Below are 19,761 nucleotides of genomic sequence, written 5' to 3'. Positions count from 1 at the left end.
AGGTCGGCGGGGGGAGCGGTTGTGCTGGTGTTTGGGATCGGGCAGCCTGCCATCAGCAGCGGCGACAGCAACAGAAAATAGGCAAGCCGCATTGTCTTCTCCAGCAAAGCAAACCCGAGGATTTGAGCACCATAACGGGGTGTCGCGCTGCGTCAACGATTAGACGCAGGGTGCCCAAGCAAGGGCCGTGGTGCGCCTGCTTGGGCTTAATCCGCGCCGCGGAAGGGTTGGACATATTGCAGCGCCATGTCCCATGGGAAGAAGATCCAAGTGTCTTGGCTGACGGAGGTGATATAGGTGTCAGCCTGCTTTTCGCCCTCGGGTTTGGCATAGACGCAGGCGAAATGCGCCTTTGGGTAAAGGCCGCGGATGAGTTCCAGCGTTTTGCCGGAATCGACAAGGTCGTCCACGATCAGGATGCCGGCACCGTCGCCCATCACCTCGGGCTGCGGGGCCTTGATCACCTGCGCTTCGCGGCGTTGATCGGCTTTGCCGCCGCCCGAGTGGTAGGATTTCACCGAGATCGAGTCGACGACGCGGATATCAAGCTCGCGCGCTACGATCATCGCAGGCACAAGGCCGCCACGGGTGATGCCGACCACGGCCTTCCACGCACCATTGTCGGGGCCTTTGCCATCCAGCCGCCATGCCAGCGCGCGGCTGTCGCGGTGCATTTGGTCCCACGAGACATGGAAGCCTTTTTCATGCGGCAAGCGGTCATTCATGGCGTGGCTCCTTTGGCTGGCAAGACACGGGGGCCAGCCCCCGCACCCCCGGGATATTTATGAACAGATGAAACTCAGGTCGCGGCGATCTTCAGCCCGAGCACGGCAAGCATGCCGCCGAAGCAGCGATCGATGATGGATTTCAGGCTGATATAGGTGGCTTTTGAACGCTCGAACGAAAAAATCCGGGCGACGAGGGTGTTCCAGATCGTCTCATTCAGGAACACCACGGCAAGCAAAGCGCCGTAAACCCAAGCCGGGGTATGGGGCGGCACGGTGCCGACGAAAATCGCCGAGAACAGCACGGCGGGTTTCGGGTTGGCAAGCTGGGTGATCAGGCCAAGCCGGAACGCCGACAGCGCGCTGCGCGGTGGGCGGCCGGTTTCAGCCATATCAAGCGGCTGATCGGCGGTCTTCCACATGCCATAGGCCATGTAGATCAGGTAGATGCCGCCCGCAATTTTCAGCGTGTAAAGCAGCGCAGGCGCGGCTTGGAACACAAGGTTCAGCCCGAACAGCGCCGCCATCGCCCAGATCACACCCCCGACGCCAATACCGCAGGCGAGGAAAAACCCTGTGCGCAGACCTTCGGTCACGCCGGTGCGCGCCGACATCAGCACGGCAGGGCCGGGGCTGATTGCGGCCATCAGATGCAGAAAAGCAACGGCGAGAAAGGCGGCAACGGTCATGGCACTGGTCCTTGCGAAACTTGAACGGTTGGTCAGTCTTTGCGACCGGTGACGACATCGATATCGGGCGCATCGACGGCTTTCATGCCGACGACGTGATAGCCTGCGTCAACATGCAAATTCTCACCCGTGGTGCCGGAACCGAGATCGGACAACAGATAAAGCGCAGCCTTGCCGACCTCTTCCTGCGTGACATTGCGCCGCAGCGGCGAGTTCAGCTCGTTCCACTTCATGATATAGCGGAAGTCGCCGATGCCCGAAGCCGCCAGCGTCTTGATCGGCCCTGCCGAGATCGCGTTGACCCGGATGCCGTCTTTGCCAAGGTCTTCGGCAAGGTATTTCACCGATGCCTCAAGCCCGGCTTTGGCGACGCCCATCACATTGTAATGTGGCATGACTTTTTCCGCGCCATAATAGGTGAGGGTCAGAAGGCTGCCGCCGTGGTTCATCATCGCCGCCGCGCGTTGGCAGACGGCGGTAAAGGAATAAACCGAAATATCCATTGTCATCAGGAAGTTGGCGCGCGACGTGTCGACATAGCGGCCGCGGAGTTCGTTCTTGTCGGAAAAGCCGATGGCATGGACGACGAAATCAATCTTGCCCCAAAGCTTGGACAGATGTGCGAACAGTGCGTCGATCGACTCTTCGTTCGAGACATCACATTCCACAAAGGTATTCATGCCGATCGACGCCGCAAGCGGTTCAACGCGCTTTTTCAGCGCCTCGCCCTGATAGGAAAACGCAATCTCTGCGCCCTGTGCCGCGATGGCTTGGGCGATGCCCCAGGCGATGGATTTGTCATTGGCGAGCCCCATGATCAGGCCACGCTTGCCTGCCATCAATCCGTTGCTTACTTGTCCAGTTGACATTCGGTCTTCCCCGTCCACCCTATTTCCTGAAGAAGTTGTGTAGGCGAAAGGCCGCTCTGCATCAAGGGTGCGCCATCTCGTCAAAAGAGGAAGATCATGGACAGAAGCGGAATTTTTGCGGGCGATGACCCGTTTGCCATTGCGAAAAGCTGGTTGGCAGAGGCGGAGCCGGTCGAGCCGAACGATCCCAATGCGATTGCGCTTGCGACGGTGGATGCGGAGGGTATGCCGAATGTGCGGATGGTGCTGCTGAAGGATATCGAGCCTGCAGCCTTTGTGTTCTACACCAATTATGGCTCGGCCAAGGGGCGCGAGTTGGATGCTTCGGGGAAGGCGGCGTTTGTGCTGCATTGGAAAAGCCTGCGCCGTCAGATCCGGGTGCGCGGTTTGGTCAGCCGGGAAGAGGGCGCGCCTGCGGATGCGTACTATGCCAGCCGCAGTCTGAAGTCGCGTTTGGGGGCCTGGGCCAGCGACCAGTCGCAGCCGCTTTCGTCGCGTTTGGCCCTGATGGCCGAGGTGGCAAAGGTCACCGCCGCGCAGGGTGCGAATCCCACACGCCCGGCGTTCTGGGGCGGCTTTCGGATTGTTCCTTTAGAGATGGAGTTCTGGGCTGATGGCACCTTTAGGTTGCATGATCGGTTTCGCTGGTCACGCCAAGCCATTGATAAGCCGTGGGAAATTTTGCGACTTAATCCGTAAATTTCACGAAGCGCGAAATGATCTGTGCGAAAATGCAGAAAAGATAGCGCTTGCAACCGCCCCAATAATGCCTGCATGACTAAACCCTAGGGGCTTTATCTGGGGAAACGGTCCTTCTATGAATGATGAAGATTTGGACGTGCAAATTCTGCACGGCCTCGTGAAGTGGTTCGATCCAGCCAAGGGTTTTGGCTTTATAGTCGCAGAGGGACACTCTGGGGATATATTGCTGCACGCCAATGTGTTGCGAAATTACGGGCAAAGCTCGGTTGCCGATGGCGCCGGGATCACGGTGAAAGTGCAGCAAACCCAACGCGGGGTGCAGGCGGTAGAGGTCGTTAAAATCGAGCCTCCGGCCGGATCTGTATTTCCGCTGGGCGAAGATACCGAGCGTACAACGCCAGAAGAAATCGCGATCCTGCCGATGGAACCGGCACGGGTGAAGTGGTTCGACAAGGGCAAGGGTTTTGGCTTTGCCAATGTCTTTGGCCGCAACGAAGATGTCTTCGTGCATGTCGAAGTGCTGCGCCACTCCGGTTTCGCGGATCTTGCGGCGGGCGAGGCTGTGTGCCTGCGCATCGTCGAGGGCAAACGGGGACGGATGGCGGTACAGGTGTTGTCATGGGAAGCTTCGGTTCACAGCTGATTGCAATGACTTTGCTATGGGGAGGCGCCGCCTATGCGGGCTGCGCGCCTGATGCTGTTGAACTGCGCGGACCTTCGGGAGTGCAGCGATTCTCGGTTGAGGTTGCCGATACCGAGGCGAAGCGCAGCAAAGGCTTGATGTTTGTCGAAAAGATGCCCGCCTCGGCGGGGATGCTTTTTGTGTATGATCAGCCGAAACATGCCTATTTCTGGATGAAGAACACGCTGTTGCCGCTTGACATGGTGTTTGCCGATGAGACCGGGCTGGTGACGGCGGTGCACAGCAATGCTGTTCCGCAGGATGAAACCCCGATTGATGGCGGCGAGGGTGTCGCTGTGGTGTTGGAAATCAACGGCGGCTTGGCTGCTCGGATGGGAATTGCGCCCGGATCGCAGTTGCGCAGTGCGGCTTTGGATCAATCTCTTGCAGTTTGGCCATGTTCTGGCGGATAGCGGCTTTTCAATCCTGATAAAGCCAGCTAAGAGGCAAGCAGTCGGGGCGTAGCGCAGTCTGGTAGCGCATCTGGTTTGGGACCAGAGGGCCGGGGGTTCAAATCCTCTCGCCCCGACCAATTTCCCAAAATCTCAATCTATTGATGTTTCAGGCCAATGTATGGTGCTTTTGCAGCTTGCACGCTTGCTTGGCTTGGATGCGACGGCCATATCCTTGGCAAGGGCCCAATCTCTGATCCAGGAGAGTCGCGATGATCCAGTTCGACAACAGCTATCTGCGCGATCTGCCGGGAAGCTATCTGCGGCAAGCGCCTGATGTCGCACCCGCGCCCGAAGTGGTGGTGCTGAATACGGCGCTGGCAGCGGATCTGGGGCTGCAGATCGACGATGCCGCAGGTTGGTTTTCTGGCGCTGTGGTGCCGCCGGGCGCGGATCCTGCGGCTTTGGCCTATGCCGGGCATCAGTTTGGCGGCTATTCGCCGACTTTGGGCGATGGGCGGGCGCATTTGCTGGGCGAGTTTCTGGGGCCGGATGGGCGGCGCTGGGATTTGCAGCTGAAAGGCTCGGGCCGCACGGCGTTTTCGCGCGGCGGCGATGGCAAGGCGGCGTTGGGGCCGATGCTGCGCGAATATCTGATCTCTGAGGCGATGGCGGCTTTTGGCATCCCGACGACGCGGTCTTTGGCTGTAGTGATGACCGGCGAGAAAGTGCGGCGTGAGGCGGGCGCTTTGCCGGGCGCGGTGGTGGCGCGGATCGCTGCCAGCCACATCCGGGTCGGCACGTTTCAATATTTCGCCAAGCGCGGCGAGATGGATAAGCTCAAGCGATTGCTGGATTATACCATCGCGCGACATTATCCGGGGGCGATTGGGGCACTGGGTTTGTTTGATGCGGTGGTGGCCGCGCAAGCGCGGCTGATCGCGCAGTGGATGGGCGTGGGATTCATTCATGGCGTGATGAACACCGACAATATGGCGCTTTCGGGTGAGACGATTGACTACGGCCCCTGCGCGTTTATGGAGCATTACGCGCCGGGGACGGTGTTTTCCTCGATCGACCGGCAGGGCCGCTATGCCTTTGCCAATCAGCCGCTGATTTTGGGCTGGAATCTGGCGCGCCTTGCCGAAGCTTTGCTGCCGTTTTTCGATTCGGATGAAAGCAAGGCGGTCGATCTGGCCAATGCGCGCTTGGAGGCAATCGCCGCAATCTATCGCACGGAATGGCTTGCAGTGATGCGTAATAAATTGGGACTGCACGGGGTGGATCCGGGCGACGGTGCGTTGGCGGATGATTTTCTGTCGGCAATCCAAGGGGTTGATTGGACATTGGCGTTTCGGCGCTTGGCTGGGGTTTTCAGCGATGAGGGCGCCTTTCTGGCGCTGTTCGAGGATAGGGCGGCGATCATCGCATGGTTGCCGCGCTGGCGCGCGCGCGTGGCGACAGATGCAAAGGCTGCGATGCTTGCAGCAAATCCGGCGGTGATCCCGCGCAATCATCTGGTGGAAGCTGCACTAGAGGCGGCAAACGCGGGCGATATCGCACCGTTTCAGGCACTTTTGACCCAGGTTCAACACCCGTTCGCCCCGGAATTGGGGCGCGAGGCATTCACGTTGCCTGCGCCAATCGGCTTTGGGCGCTATGTGACCTATTGCGGCACCTGAGCGCGACAGCTTGACCGGGGCGGAATTCGCGCGAATTCCGTACACGATTTCCGCGCGGAAATCGGCGCGGTTGCGGGCGGGGCGTTGACGGATTGCTTCTGTCTATGCAGGGTATGCGCATGAATCCAAGGTCTGATATCCACGACAGATTGGCAGCCTCGTTGCGTGAGGCGCGCAAGGCGCGTGGGCTAAGCCTCGATGCTGTTGCCAAACTATCGGGCGTCAGCCGCTCTATGGTCAGCCAGATTGAACGTGGTGAATCCTCGCCCACCGTGGCGACTTTGTGGAATCTGACGCAGGCGTTGCAGGTTGATTTTGCGGGGCTGCTGGAGGGCCGTCCCGAGCCGGGAATCGAGGTCGTGCGCGCCGGGGCAGCCCCAGTGATCGGCGGTCGCGGTCTTGGCGTTTCAATCCGTATCCTGTCGCCTGCCGATGCTGTGGGCGAGCATGAGGTTTATGATTTGCGATTTGCAATCAATGGGTTGTTGGAGTCCGAGCCGCACAGTGCTGGCTGCCGCGAGCATCTGACGGTGATCGAGGGGCAGATCCGTGTCCGCTCGGGTGAGGATGAGCAGGTGCTGGGGCCGGGGGATACGGCGCGGTATCCCGCCGACCGTGATCATGCGATTGCCGCCGAGTCGGGCGCTGCACGGGCCTTGCTGATCGTTCAGGACAGTTGACATCGCCGCGGGCTCGCCCCCGGACCCCGAGGATATTTCGACCAATGTGAACGGAGGTCCGTTTTAGCGGATTTTATTCCGCTATGTTGACTTTCGCGCGCAGTTGCGATTAATTCCGTTAAACTGGAGGAAGTTCTGCCATGACAGATTCAAGATTTCTAAACCATTTGCGAGATACGCTTGCCGGGATCGAGGCCGATGGCCTGATGAAGCGGGAGCGGTTGATTGAGGCGGCACAGAGCGCAAGGGTGCGGGTGGCTGGGCGTGAGATGCTTAATCTTTGCGCCAATAATTATCTGGGTCTCGCGGATGATCCCCGACTGGTCATGGCTGCCAAGGCGGCGATGGACAGCCACGGCTACGGCATGGCCTCGGTGCGGTTCATTTGCGGCACACAGGACTTGCACCGTCAGTTGGAACAGCGGATCGCGGGTTTTCTGGGCATGGAGGATTCGATCCTGTTCGCTGCCTGTTTTGATGCCAATGGCGGGCTGTTTGAGCCTTTGTTGGGTGAGGCCGATGCGATTGTCTCTGACAGTCTGAATCACGCCTCGATCATTGACGGGGTGCGGCTCTGCAAGGCCAAGCGTTACCGTTTTGCCAATAATGATATGGTCGATCTTGAGGTTCAGTTGCTGAAAGCCGTGGCTGATGGCGCGCGGTTTATCATGATTGCGACGGATGGCGTGTTCTCGATGGATGGCACGCTTGCCAATCTTGGCGCGATTTCGGCTTTGGCCGAGAAATATGGCGCGCTGACCATGGTAGATGATTGCCACGCTACAGGCTTCATGGGGCCACAGGGGCGGGGGGCGCCGTTTCATGCCGGGGTGAAGGTCGATGTATTGACCGGCACTTTGGGCAAGGCCTTGGGTGGCGCTTTGGGCGGTTATATCGCCGGGCCGCAGCCGATGATTGATTTGCTGCGCCAGCGGGCGCGGCCGTATTTGTTTTCAAACGCCCTGCCGCCTGCGGTGGTGGGAGCGGCGCTGGCGGCGTTGGATATTGTCGAGGCAGCTGATGATCTGCGGGAAAAACTATTCCACAATGCGGCCTACTGGCGCGCGGGGCTGGAGGCGATCGGGTTCCGATTGCTGCCCGGTGAGCATCCGATTGTGCCGGTGATGCTGGGTGATGCGCCCTTGGCTCAGGCGTTTGCGCGGGCTTTGGACGCGCGCGGAGTGATGGTCTCGGCGTTTTTCTATCCTGTTGTTCCTCACGGTGGGGCGCGGATCAGGACGCAGATGAATGCGGCGCTGAGCACCGATGATCTGGATTTTGCGCTGGCTGCGTTTGAGGCGGCGGGCAAGGAAGTGAGGGCGATCCGATGAAATCTTTGGTCAAGGCGAAGGCTGAGGTTGGGCTGTGGATGCAAGACCGCGGTGTGCCCGAGATTGGGCCCGAGGATGTGCTGATCAAGGTGAAGAAGACCGGGATTTGCGGCACTGATATTCATATCTGGAATTGGGATGAATGGGCTGCGCGGACGGTGCCGGTGGGGCTGGTCACCGGGCATGAGTTTGCCGGTGAGATTGTCGCCAAGGGCGCTTTGGTCGAGGGGTTGGCGATTGGCCAGCGTTGCTCGGGTGAGGGGCATTTGATCGGCAAGTTGTCGCGGCAGTCTCGGGCTGGGAAGTTCCATCTCGATCCGGCCACGCGCGGCATTGGGGTGAATGAACCCGGCGCGTTTGCGGAATATCTGCGGCTGCCTGCGTTCAATGTGGTGCCGTTGCCGGATTCCATTGATGATGAGATTGGTGCGATCCTCGATCCTTTGGGCAATGCGGTGCATACGGCGCTGAGTTTCGATCTGGTGGGTGAGGATGTTTTGATCACCGGGGCGGGGCCGATCGGGATCATGGCGGCGGCGGTGGCGCGGCATGTCGGGGCGCGGCATGTGGTGATCACGGATGTGAACCCGGCGCGGTTGAAATTGGCGGCTGAGGTGGCGGATGTGACGCCGGTGAATGTGGCCACCGAGGATCTGCGCGAGGTGATGGCGCGGCTGAAGATCGTGCAGGGCTTTGATGTCGGGATGGAGATGTCGGGCAATCAGCGCGGGCTTGATCAGATGATTGAGGCGATGGTGATGGGGGGCAAGATCGCGATGCTGGGGATTCCGCCGGGGAAATCCCCCGTGGATTGGAGCCGGATCGTGTTCAAGGCCATCACAATAAAAGGCGTTTATGGGCGTGAGATTTTTGAGACCTGGTACAAGATGATCGCGATGCTGGAGAATGGTCTCGACGTTCGGAAAGTCATCACGCACCGCTTTGGGGTGGATGAATTCCAGACCGGGTTTGAGGTCATGCGGTCAGGGCAATCGGGTAAGGTTGTGCTGGATTGGGCGTAGTGTCCACGCGTGGACAAGGGGTCCGTTTACGCAGAATCAAAGGCTTGTGGGCGATCGTTCAGACTTTCTTAACTTTTGCCCACAAAGTGCCACCCCAAAAATCGCGGGCTTGCTAGCCCAGATCGTGCAATTGACGGCTGCTTTTGCAAAGAAAACGGCGGAGGACATCCTCCGCCGTTTTGATATGTTCGAGGCGTGAAACGCGCCGCTTTACTCTGCCTGATTGGCGGGCTTGGCGTTCAACTGCGCGTAGTTTTCGTCGCCGATCCGGTCCAGCAGGCCAAGCTGGGTTTCCAGAAAGTCGATATGGCCTTCCTCGTCGGCGGTCAGCTCGTCAAACAGCCCACGGGTGACGAAATCGCCGACCTGATCGCAGTAACGGCGCGCTTCGATATAGAGGGTGCGCGCGCCATGTTCGGCGGCCAGATCACATTCCAGCGTTTCGCGGACGGTTTGGCCGATCTGCAACGGGTCCAGCTTTTGCAGGTTCGGATGGCCTTCCAGAAAGATGATCCGGGTGATCAGCTTGTCGGCGTGGTTCATCTCTTCAATGCTTTCTGCACGGCTTTTCGCCGCCAGATGGCCCAGACCCCAATCATCCTGCAGGCGGTAGTGCAGCCAATACTGGCTGACGGCAGTGAGTTCAGAGCGCAGAGCTGCGTTGAGATACTCGATAACTTTTGGGTCGCCCTTCATAGGACATTCCTTTCACGCTGCGGAGATTCGGGATCTGTTGGCCCGGCTGGTCTGCCGCACCCACACCGAAATTCGCAGATTGACGCATCGTGTCAAGGAACAAGGGCATGCAGCCGCCGCAATCGGCGCGCTTGCCCAAAGCATGATAGATCTTGCCCGGCGTGATGATGGTGTCGGGGTCGGCGGCGCGCATCCAGTCAACGGCGGCGCGGATGTCGTGATCCGAGATGGTTTGGCAATGGCAGACGATCACTTTGGCACCAAGACTTTAGGCGGGATGGACAGAAGGCGGGATCGGCGTAGGGCGGGGAGGGTGTCGAAAGGCTTTCTGTCAGCTATTCAAACCTAGCAAAATACTAAAGATTGTAAACCTGATTCTTTTACTTGGCATCTTGTCGCCGCCAGACCCCGCATTGGCTTTTCCGCCCAAGCTGGCCTAAACCAATGCAGGCGCTGCTGTCGCGCCCCAGAAATCAGGAACGCGCCGCTATGTCCGAAATCGTGCCGCTGCTGCAGACCCCGATCCTACAGGTTCTTGATCTGGCGGCGGCTGCGGTTTTTGCAGTGACTGGCGCCTTGGTCGCATCGCGCAAGCAGATGGATATATTGGGGTTCTTGTGGCTGGGCGTGGTGACGGGCGTAGGTGGTGGCACCTTGCGCGATCTTTTGCTGGGGGTGCCGGTGTTCTGGGTTTCAGACCCAAGGCCGGTTGCAGTCTGTCTTGTGATGGCCGCGCTGATCCATTTTGGCGCGCATCTGGTCGGCTCGCGCTATCGGATGGTGCTGTATCTGGATGCGTTTGGCATGGCGCTGGTGACGATTGCGGGCACCAGCAAGGGGCTGGATGCCGGGGCGGGGCCGCTGGTGGCCGTGGTGATGGGGGTGATCACGGCCGCGGTGGGCGGGATTATCCGTGATCTGCTGGGGCAAGAGCCGTCGATTCTGTTGCGGCGCGAGATTTATGTCTCGGCTTCGGCGGCGGGGGCGGTGTTGTTCATCGGGGCGATGGCGGTTGATTTGCCAACCGAGGTGGCGATGGGGGTTGGTCTGGCTGCAGCCTGCCTGATCCGTATTCTGGCGATCCGCTTTGACTGGGCGCTGCCAGTGTTTCGCCCAAGGCCAGAGCGGCCACCGCATTAGATCTTTTGGGAAATCAGATGTTTTGGGAAATCCCTGGAGGCGGGTATCGGAATCGAACCGATCTACATGGATTTGCAATCCAGCGCATAGCCTGCCTGCCCACCCGCCTCAAGGTTTGGGTGAGATAGGGGAAAGCGGCGCAGGGTGCAAGGGGGATTTGGGTTTGGCTTGAACTTGGCGGCAGCGCGGTTATATAACCTGATAGAAATAGTAAGGGAAAATAAGCAATGCAACTCGTTGGTGAATTTCAGACCGCCAAAGCCTCAAAATACTTGCAACAGCTGTGCAAGCATTTTGCCCATAAGATCGAGGTCAGTTTTGATGAAAACGCGGGGCAGATCCCTTTCAGCTTGGGGGTGGCCGAGGTCAGCGCCACGGCTGAAGCCTTGTCGGTGCGCTTTGCCGATGTGGCCGATGACAAGCGCGCCGATGCCAAGATGGTGATTGATAAGCATCTGGAGCGCTTTGCGTTTCGGGAAGGCTTTAGCGCAATGAATTGGCAGGATTAGGTTTTTCCAATCAAGAGGCTGCGTGAGTTACCAAGACTGAGTTACCAAGATTGGGGCTGAAATACAAAACGGCCGCTCGATTGAGCGGCCGTTTTGAAACTGGAGCGGGCGATGAGATTCGAACTCACGACCCTAACCTTGGCAAGGTTATGCTCTACCCCTGAGCTACGCCCGCACTCCGTAGGGCGGTGTTTAGCGAGGTGCGTCGGGCGGTGCAAGGGGTAATTCCAAGGAATTTTGCGGCATTTTTGCAGCCTGCTCCAAAGCAAAAGGGCGCCCCAACAGGGACGCCCTTTTTGATTTCCGATGGAGCGGGCGATGAGATTCGAACTCACGACCCTAACCTTGGCAAGGTTATGCTCTACCCCTGAGCTACGCCCGCAACCGTCGGATGGCGGTGAAATAAGCGAGGCACATCGCGGCTGCAAGAGGGAAATGCAGTCTGCGGTGCGATTTATCTCGCTGATTTCTTTTGGCTTCAGGCAGAGGCCATCGCAGCCGATTTCACCGGAGCTTTCACGGCATTGGCGGCGGCAATCAGGGCGTTTGCGATGTAATCCAGCTCGGCCTCGGTCAGGCGGGTGGGCAGGCGCACATCGCAGGCCCGCATCAGCATCGCACGGGTCTGCGGCAGATCGGGGGCGGGGCCAAGGAATTCCCAGTTCCAGAAGGCGCGCGCGTTGCCTTCGGTCAGACCGAAAATCTGCACAGTGACGCCGTGCTGTTTGGCATGGGCCTGAAAGGCAAAGGCCTGCGCATCCGACCAAGCCCCGGTCAGGTTGAACTGGATGGAATCGGGGGCGCGATTCTCGGCGGGCAGGGCGGGCGGTACGGTCAGGAAAGGGTTGGCGTTCAGCACGGCTGCGACGCGGTCATGGCCAGCGCGGCCCTTGGCAACGCGCTCCGCGACCATCGGCAACTGCGGGCGGATCACGGCGGCGGACAGGTTCTGCATCCGCATATTGTAGAGCGGCAGCTTGTTTTGCCACAGCATATAGCTGTTCTGCATGCCGGGGTGTTTCTTCCAGTTCTGCTCATAAGCGCCCGACATGATCACGCAGCGGGCGGCGATTTCAGGATCATCGGTGATCAGGATGCCACCTTCGCCCGCATTGACGAGCTTGTAGGACTGGAAGCTGAAACAGCCGACCTTGCCAATGGTGCCGATATTCTTGCCATGCCAAGTGGTGCCAAGGCTATGGGCGGCGTCTTCGATCACCGGGATGCGCTTCGCGTCGCACAGCGCCATGATCGCGTCCATATCAGAGGTGTGGCCGCGCATATGGCTGATCAGCACGGCGGCAGCGCCATCCAGTTTGGCGGCGAAATCCACCATATTGACGCGGTAATTCTCACCAACCTCGACCAGCACCGGCGTGCAATCGGCGTGCACCACAGCGGAAGGCACGGCGGCAAAGGTAAAGGCGGGGATCAGGATGGTGGCGCCGCGCGGCAGATCCAGCGCCTTGATCGCCAAAAACAGCGCGGCGGAACATGAGGCGACTGCCAGCGCATATTTCGCGCCCAGCAGGGCGGCAAATTCTTCTTCCAGCAAAGCTACCGGCGCACCCTCGGCAGCGGTGTAGCGGAACAGATCGCCAGAGCTGAGCAAGCGGTCAATCTCGGCGCGGCAGGCTTCGGGGATGGGTTCGGCATCGTGGGTTTGCGGGGCGGTTTGGGCAGAGAGACTTTGCGCAGCAGCCATGATCACAGCTTTCCTTAAACTCTTCTTCAGGAAAGCTTTAGACTCTGGATTGGTGACAGGCTAGTGACAATCGCGGCCTTGTGGTGAAATCCGCCGACGACGCGGTGAGTTTTGCCTGTTTCCACGCGGCTTTGCAGGCTGGCCGCGTGGTTTGCCACAGGTTTTCAGCGCAATTTACCCTAGATCCCCAGTCGGTCGCGCATGCCATACCATGTCATCGCCAGCACCAGCAGCGGCCAGCGCAGCGCCGCCCCACCCGGAAACCGCTGCTGCGGCAAGCTGGCCATCAGATCAAACCGTTCAGACTGCGCGGCGGTTGCTTCGGCAAGGATCTTGCCTGCCAAAGTCGCCATGGCAACGCCATGCCCCGAATAGCCCGAAGCCGACAGCGTGTTGGGATAGGGCCGGGTAAAGCACGGCATCCGGTTCATCGTGATCGCCAAAGTCCCACCCCAAGCATAGTCGATCTTGGTGCCTTTCAGCTGCGGATAGACTTCCAGCATCGGTTTCGAAGTGGTCTTGATGATGTCGGGAAAGCGATAGCCGTAGGATTCGCCGCCGCCAAACAACAGGCGATTGTCCTCGGACAGCCGCCAGTAATTCACCACGAATTTGGTATCAGCCACAGCAATGGGCTGGCTGAGGATGTCCTTGGCACGATCCCCCAAAGGTTCAGTTGCGAGGATGAAGTTGTTGATCGGCATGACTTTTGCCGCAACATTTGGCGCAAGATTGCCGAGATAGCCGTTGCAGGCGAGGATCAACTGCTTGGCCACGACCTTCCCCGTCGCGGTATGCACAACCGGGGTTGCGCCATGGTCGATCCGGATGACTTCCGAACGCTCATGCAGCCGCGTGCCCGCTTTGGCTGCCGCCGCAGCCAGACCCAGCGCATAGTTCAACGGATGCAGATGGCCTGCGTCGCGGTCAATCTCGCCGCCTTTATAGACTTTGGAGCCGATCAGATTTTGGATCGCCACCCGATCAAGGGTTTCCAGATGGGTGTAGCCATAGTCGCGGTGCAGTTTTTCGGCGTAGACATGGCTATCGCGCACCTGCACATCCGTCCAACAGGCGTGGGCAATGCCGGGGTGGAATGTGACGGGAATTTGATGATTTTGGATGAGGTTCTTTACCAAAGCCTTTGATTCTTCGGCCAAATCCCACAGCTTGTGGGCGACTTCCCGGCCAAGGGCTTTCTCGATCCAGTCCTGATCCTGACGCTGGCCCGAGCCTACCTGCCCTCCGTTGCGCCCCGATGCGCCGAAGGCCAGCTTGTGGGCCTCTAGCAGCACGACATCATAGCCCTTTTCGGCAAGATGCAAGGCGGCGGACAGCCCTGTATAGCCGCCGCCGACGATGCAGACATCGGCTTGGATCTGGCCTTGCAGCGCGGGAAACTCGGCCAGCGGCGTGCGGGTGGCGGCGTAGTAAGACGGGGGATAGGCCCCCGCCTGATCATTGGCATGCAGCAGGTTCATCTTATACGTTCAACAACAAATGTTCGCGTTCCCACGGGCTGATGACTTGCAGGAACTCTTTGTATTCATTGCGTTTTACTGAATCGTAGACCGCTACGAATTCAGGGCCCATCACCTCGCACAGGGCTTTATCCTCTTCGAGAAGATCAAGCGCGTCGCCCAGGTTGACCGGGATATCGTCGCTGTCGATATAGGCGGAACCGCTGAATTCCGGGCGCGGGTGTTTTTTCGCCATCAAGCCCAGATAGCCGCAAGCAAGGGTCGCCGCGATCCCCAGATAGGGGTTGCAATCCATCCCCGGCAGGCGGTTTTCCACCCGACGACCCGCCGGGCTGCTGATCGGGATGCGCAGGCCGGTGGTGCGGTTGTCGCGGCCCCATTCAAGGTTAATCGGCGCTGCAAAATCCGGCACATAGCGGCGATAAGAGTTCACATAGGGCGCAATCAGGGCGATGGCCCCGGTCAGATGGTTCTGCATCCCGGCGATGAAGTGCAGGAAGGCTTCGGTCTCGCCACCCTTTTTATCCGAGAAGATGTTCTTGCCAGTTTTGCTATCGACCACCGAGGTGTGGATATGCATGGCAGAGCCGGGCTCTCCGGCGATTGGTTTCGCCATGAACGTGGCAAAGCAATCGTGGCGCAGGGCGGCTTCACGGATCAGGCGTTTGAAGAAAAACACATCGTCCGCCAGACGAATGGGATCGCCGTGGGCGAGGTTCAGCTCGATCTGGCCCGCGCCGCCTTCTTGCAGGATGCCATCAATTTCAAGACCTTGCGCCTCGGCAAAGTCGTAGATGTCGTCGATGACCTTGCCGTATTCGTCAATCGCCGACAGGCTATAGGCCTGCTTGCCGGCAGCGCGGCGGCCTGATCTGCCCATCGGCGGGATCACCGGCTGGTTGGGGTCAATGTTGCGGGCGGTCAGGAAAAATTCCATCTCAGGCGCGACCACGGGCGTCCAGCCTTGGGCGGCATAGAGATCAACGATGCGGCGCAGCACGTTGCGGGGCGCGAACGGCACAAGGTTGCCCTGCTGATCCTTGGCGTCGTGGATGACTTGCAGCGTCACATCTGCGGTCCAAGGGGCGGCGGTGGCGGTGGTGAAATCAGGCTCCAGAATCATGTCCGGCTCGGTGAAAGCATCGAAGGGATTGTCGGCCCATTCGCCGGTGATGGTCTGCAGAAAGATCGAGTTTGGCAGGAAGTAGTTGGCCTGATGGGCAAATTTGCCTGCGGGCATGGCTTTGCCGCGCGCGACGCCAGCGATGTCACCGATCACACATTCGACTTCGTCCACCCGGCGATCGCCGATGTAGTTGCGGGCTGCCTCTGGCAGTTGGTCGGTCCATTTGGACATTTTATCACACTGTTGGTTCGGGTTAACCCCGTCGGTCTAGGCGGGGACGTTGTGTCTTTTGGCCTTGAAGAACGCGGCGATTTTATCCGCCATCGTCTGGTCCTGGATCGGGTCTGACAGCCGGTCTGCGGCTGCCGCCATGACCTCGTCGGGGACCAGACCTTTGCCCCGAGTGTGCATCAAGCCATCAATGAATTCGGGACGAAATTCTGGATGGGCCTGCACGGTCAGCATGCGATCATCGTAGATCAGCGCGGCGTTGGTGCAGAAATCATTTGAGGCCAAGACCTTGGCATTGGCAGGTTTTTCGGTGACCTGATCGCGGTGCCAGGCGTTCAGCGTGATGTGCTGACCGTCGAAATCGTAGTCGGTGGCACCGATGGCCCAGCCTTTGGCAAAACGCTCCACACGGCCACCCATGGCTTGCGCGATGATTTGATGCCCAAAGCAGATGCCGACCATCGGAACATGGGCGGCATAGGCGTCACGGATGAAGTTTTCCAACGGCGGAATCCACGCATGGTCTTCATAGGCGCCGTGGCGGGATCCGGTGATAAGCCAGCCATCACAGTCGGCGACCGAGGCCGGAAATTCGCCTTCGACCACACGAAAGGTCTGAAAGGTGAAGCCGTGGCCGGCAAGCAAGCGTGCGAACATGTCGGGGTAATCGCCCGAGGTTTCCACGAGCACGTCGGGGGCGAGGCCGGTTTGTAGGATTCCGATGCGCATGATGTGTCCGGTTTGACTGTGGATCAGGGTAGCGCAGCACCCCCCCGGTTGGTCAAGAGGGGATGCTGAATGAGGTTGCGAACGCGGCAAGCAGGGCGATTTCCGCGCGGAAATCGTGCCGAAATTCGCGCGAATTTCGCTTACACGGTATCGAGGTAGAGTTCGATCCGCTCGGCCGCGGTGAGTTCGCCGATATAGTGCAGCTCTTGCCGTTTGGTCGAGACGAGGTTCTTGATCAGCTCGGGGTGGATGAAACGCGATACGATTTCGGATTGCTCCATCGCGTCAATCGCGGCTTCCCAGCTGGTTGGAATCTGCCCCAGACCTTCGACGGCATAGGCGTTTCCGACGATGGGGCTGGGGGCCTCCATCTGATTCTCGATGCCGTCCAGCGCAGCGCCCAAGATGGCTGCCAGCATCAGATAGGGGTTCACATCGCCACCCGCGACGCGGTGTTCAATGCGGCGCGCGGCGGGGTTGCCTGCGGGGATGCGGATGGCAGCGGTGCGGTTTTCATAGCCCCAAGCGATGGCGGTGGGGGCGTGTTTGCCGGGCACCAGCCGTTCGTAAGAGTTCTGGTGTGGCGCGAAAATCAGCGCGGAATCGTGCATCGCATTCAGGCAACCCGCGACGGCGTTCTTCATCATCGCGGTGCCTTTCGGGCCGCCCGAGTCGAACACGTTGTCGCCTTTTTCGTCAATCACGCTGAAATGGGTATGCAGACCCGAGCCGGAATATTCCGGGTATGGCTTGGCCATGAAGCTGGCGGCAAAGCCGTGGCGACGGGCCAGACCCTTGACGAGCATCTTGAACAACCACGCATCATCGGCGGCGCGCAAGGCGTCGTCGCAGTGCATCAGATTGACCTCAAACTGCCCCAAACCGGTTTCCGAGGTGGTGGTGTCGGCGGGAATGTCCATCGCTTCGCAGGCGTCGTAGAGGTCGGTGAAGAACGTGTCGAAGGCGTCAAGTGCCCGGATCGACAGGGTTTCTGCCGCCTTACGCACTTTGCCGGAACGGGGCGAGGCGGGGGCTTGCAGGTTCTTGCCGCTATCGTCGATCAGGAAAAATTCCAGCTCCATCGCGCAAACCGGGGTCAGCCCTTTGGCCTTGAAGCGGTTCACCACCGTCGCCAGCGCGTGGCGCGGATCGCCTTCATAGGGCGTGCCGTTTTCACGGAACATCCAGATCGGCAGCAGTGCTGTCGGCGCCTCCAGCCACGGCATCGGCATAAAGCCGCGCTCGGTCGGCTTCAGGATGCCGTCTTGGTCGCCTTGCTCAAATACCAGCGGGCTGTCGTCAATATCTTCGCCCCAGATGTCGAGGTTCAGCACAGAAAACGGAAACCGCGTGCCGCTTTTCACCACATTATCCGCAAAGCGCGCAGGCACGCGTTTGCCACGGGCTTGCCCGTTCAAATCCGCCGCGGCCACCCGAATGGTGCGCACGTCGGGATGCTTTCTCAGCCAGTCTTTCATCATTTCACATCAGGAAGGCATGACGCCGCCCACACTTGCCAAAGGCCAGCGGACAGATTGGATCATGCCCTTGATCCTATCCTTTTTTGTGATCCCGGCGGCTGCCACGATAGCAGTCCCGCAATTTGATCAAATTCAGTTTACTATCGGATAAGCTGAGGACGCAAGCGAATTCTGCTGCGGATGTTTTGCGGCAAGTGGCGGTTGAGGTGGCGGTTCAGGCGGCCAAACAGCCAGATGACCCCCAAAGTCAGCAAGACGAAGTACATCGCCACGATGGGATAGGGGATGAACGGGTTGAAGGTCTTGTCGGCGAAATAGTTGGCGTAATATAGCGCATCGCCCCGTTGGCTCAGCGCCGGGAAGCCCGAGAAAAACACCAAGGTCGTCGATTGAAACAGAAAAATCGCCTCGTTGGTATAGCTGGGCCAAGCGAGACGCAGCATGGTTGGCCATTGGATGCGACGGAATTTGTTCCATCCGGTGATGCCGTAAGCCTCGGCAGCCTCAAGATCGCCTTTCGGGATTGAGCGCAAAGCACCATAGAAAATCTCGGCAGAATAGGCGGCGGTGTTCAGGAACAACACGATCAGCGCCCCAGCCCATGCCTTGGTCAGCCAAGAGGAGGTCAGGGTCATGCCGAAAATCTCGATACCTGTCCGGGGCAGCATCACCAGCATTTCATAGGCGAGGAAGAACTGGATGAACAGGGGCGAGCCGCGAAACACAAAGACGAACCATTCGGCAGGTTTGCGTACCCAAGGGCTATGGGCGATACGCGCCAAGGCCAGCGCATTGGCCAGAAAGAATCCGAACAGCAGCGCCATAGCCCCGAAATACACGTTCCAGATCAGGCCCGAGCCGATCAGGGTGAACTGTTGGCAAAGGGTGAAATCGGCCTTCGGCAGAAGTTTCGCGCCGATGCCGATCGAGCGCAGGGCGTAATCGGTGAAGGTTTCCCAGCAGCTCATATCGTGGCCTTTCGCATCGCTTCGCCTGCGGCGGTAGCTTGACCTTTTGACAGGCGGTTGGCGATGCGGGACAGCACGATTTCGGACAGTTTCGTCATCAACAGGTAGAACACCAGAAGGCCAAGGAAGTAATAAAGCCGCCAATCGGGGTGTGGGTAATCATAGGCTTGGGTCTTAGTGCCGCCCAATTCGCGGGCGTAATAGACGATATCCTTGACCGACAGCAAGAAAAGCAAGGGCGTGGCTTTGATCAGGATCATCCACAGGTTGGTCAGGCCGGGCAAGGCATAGGTCCACATTTGCGGCACCAGCACCCGGCGGAAGACCTGGCCTTGCGACATGCCATAAGCCTCGGCTGTTTCCAGTTGCGCGCGGGGAACGGCTTGCATCGCGCCATAGATCACATTGGCGACGAATGCGCCGAACACGATGGCGAAGGTGATCACCGCAATGCCAAAATTGTAGGCCTGAAACACGAAGGGAGCGGCGGTGGAGAGGGGGACTTTCGCCTCGGGGCAGACGTGGAATTCCATGCCGCGAAACACCGGAAGGCTGGTGTCGGGGCAGACGCGCAGGAAGTTCAGATATTCGATGCCCTGATCCAGCGCGATGACGAAAAACAGGAAATAAACGATATCGGGCACGCCGCGCACCATCGCGCTATAGGCTTTGCCGAACCAGCGCAGCGGCGTGATCTGGCTGCGCGCGGCCATCGCACCGCCAAAGCCAAGCGCCATCGCCACCGGGGCGGTGATCGCCAGCAGCAGCAGGACGGTGATAAAAGAGCCATAGAAATCAAGGTGCTTGCCCGATGTCAGGTAGCAGGTGGCCCAAGTCAGGCCCTCAATCGCTTTGGGGTCGGCGCAAGCTGCGAACATCTGATCTGCCCGAATGAAAGCGGCCCCCGATTTGCAGCGGGGG

Annotated in this window: 21 protein-coding genes and 4 tRNA genes; 10 read left to right on the top strand and 15 right to left on the bottom strand. The window is 59.2% G+C overall.

Annotated features, from left to right (window positions below):
* Positions 1-206 precede the first annotated feature (206 nt).
* The 3 genes from gpt to fabI form a co-directional block, all read right to left on the bottom strand.
* Complete coding sequence (gpt, locus tag QQJ98_RS15070; RefSeq protein ID WP_284326166.1) at positions 207-725, bottom strand: xanthine phosphoribosyltransferase; 519 nt, start codon at positions 723-725, stop codon at positions 207-209.
* A gap of 74 nt (positions 726-799) precedes the next feature.
* Positions 800-1,414, bottom strand: a complete 615-nt coding sequence (locus QQJ98_RS15065; RefSeq protein WP_284326165.1) for a LysE family translocator — start codon at positions 1,412-1,414, stop codon at positions 800-802.
* 32 nt (positions 1,415-1,446) lie between these two features.
* The gene (fabI, locus tag QQJ98_RS15060; RefSeq protein ID WP_284326164.1) at positions 1,447-2,283 is read right to left on the bottom strand and encodes an enoyl-ACP reductase FabI; all 837 of its coding nucleotides are present in this window, start codon (positions 2,281-2,283) and stop codon (positions 1,447-1,449) included.
* Between the two features lie 96 nt (positions 2,284-2,379).
* Between fabI and pdxH the strand changes: the two genes are divergently transcribed.
* From pdxH to tdh, 8 genes are all read left to right on the top strand, one after another.
* Positions 2,380-2,982 (top strand): pyridoxamine 5'-phosphate oxidase, encoded by a 603-nt coding sequence (gene pdxH / locus QQJ98_RS15055; protein WP_284326163.1) that lies wholly within the window; start codon positions 2,380-2,382, stop codon positions 2,980-2,982.
* Between the two features lie 118 nt (positions 2,983-3,100).
* Positions 3,101-3,628, top strand: coding sequence for a cold-shock protein (locus QQJ98_RS15050; protein WP_284326162.1), 528 nt, complete (start codon positions 3,101-3,103; stop codon positions 3,626-3,628).
* A gap of 5 nt (positions 3,629-3,633) precedes the next feature.
* A complete protein-coding gene (locus QQJ98_RS15045) occupies positions 3,634-4,080 on the top strand; it encodes a DUF192 domain-containing protein (protein WP_284326161.1) in 447 nt (148 codons plus the stop codon).
* A gap of 42 nt (positions 4,081-4,122) precedes the next feature.
* Positions 4,123-4,199 (top strand) — tRNA-Pro (locus QQJ98_RS15040).
* A gap of 132 nt (positions 4,200-4,331) precedes the next feature.
* Positions 4,332-5,741: a protein adenylyltransferase SelO gene (locus QQJ98_RS15035; RefSeq protein WP_284326160.1), complete on the top strand. Its 1,410-nt coding sequence runs from the start codon at positions 4,332-4,334 to the stop codon at positions 5,739-5,741.
* 113 nt (positions 5,742-5,854) lie between these two features.
* Positions 5,855-6,421 carry a helix-turn-helix domain-containing protein gene (locus QQJ98_RS15030; protein WP_431307828.1) on the top strand — a complete coding sequence of 189 codons (567 nt, stop codon included), beginning with the start codon at positions 5,855-5,857 and terminating at the stop codon, positions 6,419-6,421.
* Positions 6,422-6,561: 140 nt separating this feature from the next.
* Positions 6,562-7,752 carry a glycine C-acetyltransferase gene (locus QQJ98_RS15025; RefSeq protein ID WP_284326158.1) on the top strand — a complete coding sequence of 397 codons (1,191 nt, stop codon included), beginning with the start codon at positions 6,562-6,564 and terminating at the stop codon, positions 7,750-7,752.
* A complete protein-coding gene (tdh, locus tag QQJ98_RS15020) occupies positions 7,749-8,774 on the top strand; it encodes an L-threonine 3-dehydrogenase (protein ID WP_284326157.1) in 1,026 nt (341 codons plus the stop codon). The genes QQJ98_RS15025 and tdh overlap by 4 nt, the downstream gene beginning before the upstream one ends.
* A gap of 210 nt (positions 8,775-8,984) precedes the next feature.
* Here tdh and bfr read toward each other — a convergent pair whose 3' ends face one another.
* Both bfr and QQJ98_RS15010 read right to left on the bottom strand, forming a co-directional pair.
* Complete coding sequence (gene bfr / locus QQJ98_RS15015) at positions 8,985-9,470, bottom strand: bacterioferritin (protein WP_284326156.1); 486 nt, start codon at positions 9,468-9,470, stop codon at positions 8,985-8,987.
* A complete protein-coding gene (locus QQJ98_RS15010) occupies positions 9,418-9,723 on the bottom strand; it encodes a (2Fe-2S)-binding protein (protein ID WP_284326155.1) in 306 nt (101 codons plus the stop codon). Before QQJ98_RS15010 ends, bfr begins: the two co-directional genes overlap by 53 nt.
* A 236-nt stretch (positions 9,724-9,959) precedes the next feature.
* Here QQJ98_RS15010 and QQJ98_RS15005 point away from each other — a divergent pair, with 236 nt between their 5' ends.
* Positions 9,960-10,610: a trimeric intracellular cation channel family protein gene (locus QQJ98_RS15005; protein ID WP_284326154.1), complete on the top strand. Its 651-nt coding sequence runs from the start codon at positions 9,960-9,962 to the stop codon at positions 10,608-10,610.
* Positions 10,611-10,644: 34 nt separating this feature from the next.
* Here the strand turns inward: QQJ98_RS15005 and QQJ98_RS15000 are convergent.
* A tRNA-Cys gene (locus QQJ98_RS15000) sits at positions 10,645-10,718 on the bottom strand.
* A 119-nt stretch (positions 10,719-10,837) separates the two neighbouring features.
* Between QQJ98_RS15000 and QQJ98_RS14995 the strand changes: the two genes are divergently transcribed.
* Complete coding sequence (locus QQJ98_RS14995) at positions 10,838-11,119, top strand: DUF2218 domain-containing protein (protein ID WP_284326153.1); 282 nt, start codon at positions 10,838-10,840, stop codon at positions 11,117-11,119.
* Between the two features lie 100 nt (positions 11,120-11,219).
* Here QQJ98_RS14995 and QQJ98_RS14990 read toward each other — a convergent pair.
* From QQJ98_RS14990 to QQJ98_RS14950, 9 genes are all read right to left on the bottom strand, one after another.
* A tRNA-Gly gene (locus QQJ98_RS14990) sits at positions 11,220-11,294 on the bottom strand.
* Positions 11,295-11,426: 132 nt separating this feature from the next.
* Positions 11,427-11,501 (bottom strand) — tRNA-Gly (locus QQJ98_RS14985).
* A 96-nt stretch (positions 11,502-11,597) separates the two neighbouring features.
* Complete coding sequence (locus QQJ98_RS14980) at positions 11,598-12,824, bottom strand: DegT/DnrJ/EryC1/StrS family aminotransferase (protein ID WP_284326152.1); 1,227 nt, start codon at positions 12,822-12,824, stop codon at positions 11,598-11,600.
* A gap of 179 nt (positions 12,825-13,003) precedes the next feature.
* Complete coding sequence (locus QQJ98_RS14975; RefSeq protein WP_284326151.1) at positions 13,004-14,305, bottom strand: NAD(P)/FAD-dependent oxidoreductase; 1,302 nt, start codon at positions 14,303-14,305, stop codon at positions 13,004-13,006.
* Position 14,306: 1 nt separating this feature from the next.
* On the bottom strand, positions 14,307-15,662 hold the full coding sequence (locus tag QQJ98_RS14970) for a glutamine synthetase family protein (protein ID WP_284326150.1): 1,356 nt from the start codon (positions 15,660-15,662) through the stop codon (positions 14,307-14,309).
* 36 nt (positions 15,663-15,698) lie between these two features.
* Complete coding sequence (locus QQJ98_RS14965) at positions 15,699-16,391, bottom strand: type 1 glutamine amidotransferase (protein ID WP_284326149.1); 693 nt, start codon at positions 16,389-16,391, stop codon at positions 15,699-15,701.
* Between the two features lie 140 nt (positions 16,392-16,531).
* The gene (locus tag QQJ98_RS14960; protein ID WP_284326225.1) at positions 16,532-17,869 is read right to left on the bottom strand and encodes a glutamine synthetase family protein; all 1,338 of its coding nucleotides are present in this window, start codon (positions 17,867-17,869) and stop codon (positions 16,532-16,534) included.
* Positions 17,870-18,012: 143 nt separating this feature from the next.
* Entirely contained in the window at positions 18,013-18,840 is an 828-nt protein-coding gene (locus tag QQJ98_RS14955; protein ID WP_284326148.1) for an ABC transporter permease, read from the bottom strand.
* On the bottom strand, positions 18,837-19,718 hold the full coding sequence (locus QQJ98_RS14950; protein WP_284326147.1) for an ABC transporter permease: 882 nt from the start codon (positions 19,716-19,718) through the stop codon (positions 18,837-18,839). Before QQJ98_RS14950 ends, QQJ98_RS14955 begins: the two co-directional genes overlap by 4 nt.
* Positions 19,719-19,761: the final 43 nt, after the last annotated feature.

Origin of the sequence: Cypionkella aquatica (assembly GCF_030161095.1) — a bacterium.
GTDB classification, from domain to species: Bacteria; Pseudomonadota; Alphaproteobacteria; order Rhodobacterales; family Rhodobacteraceae; genus Cypionkella; species Cypionkella aquatica.
The sequence above is the reverse complement of the archived record's forward strand: the minus strand, read 5'-3'. Positions and strand labels throughout refer to the sequence as shown.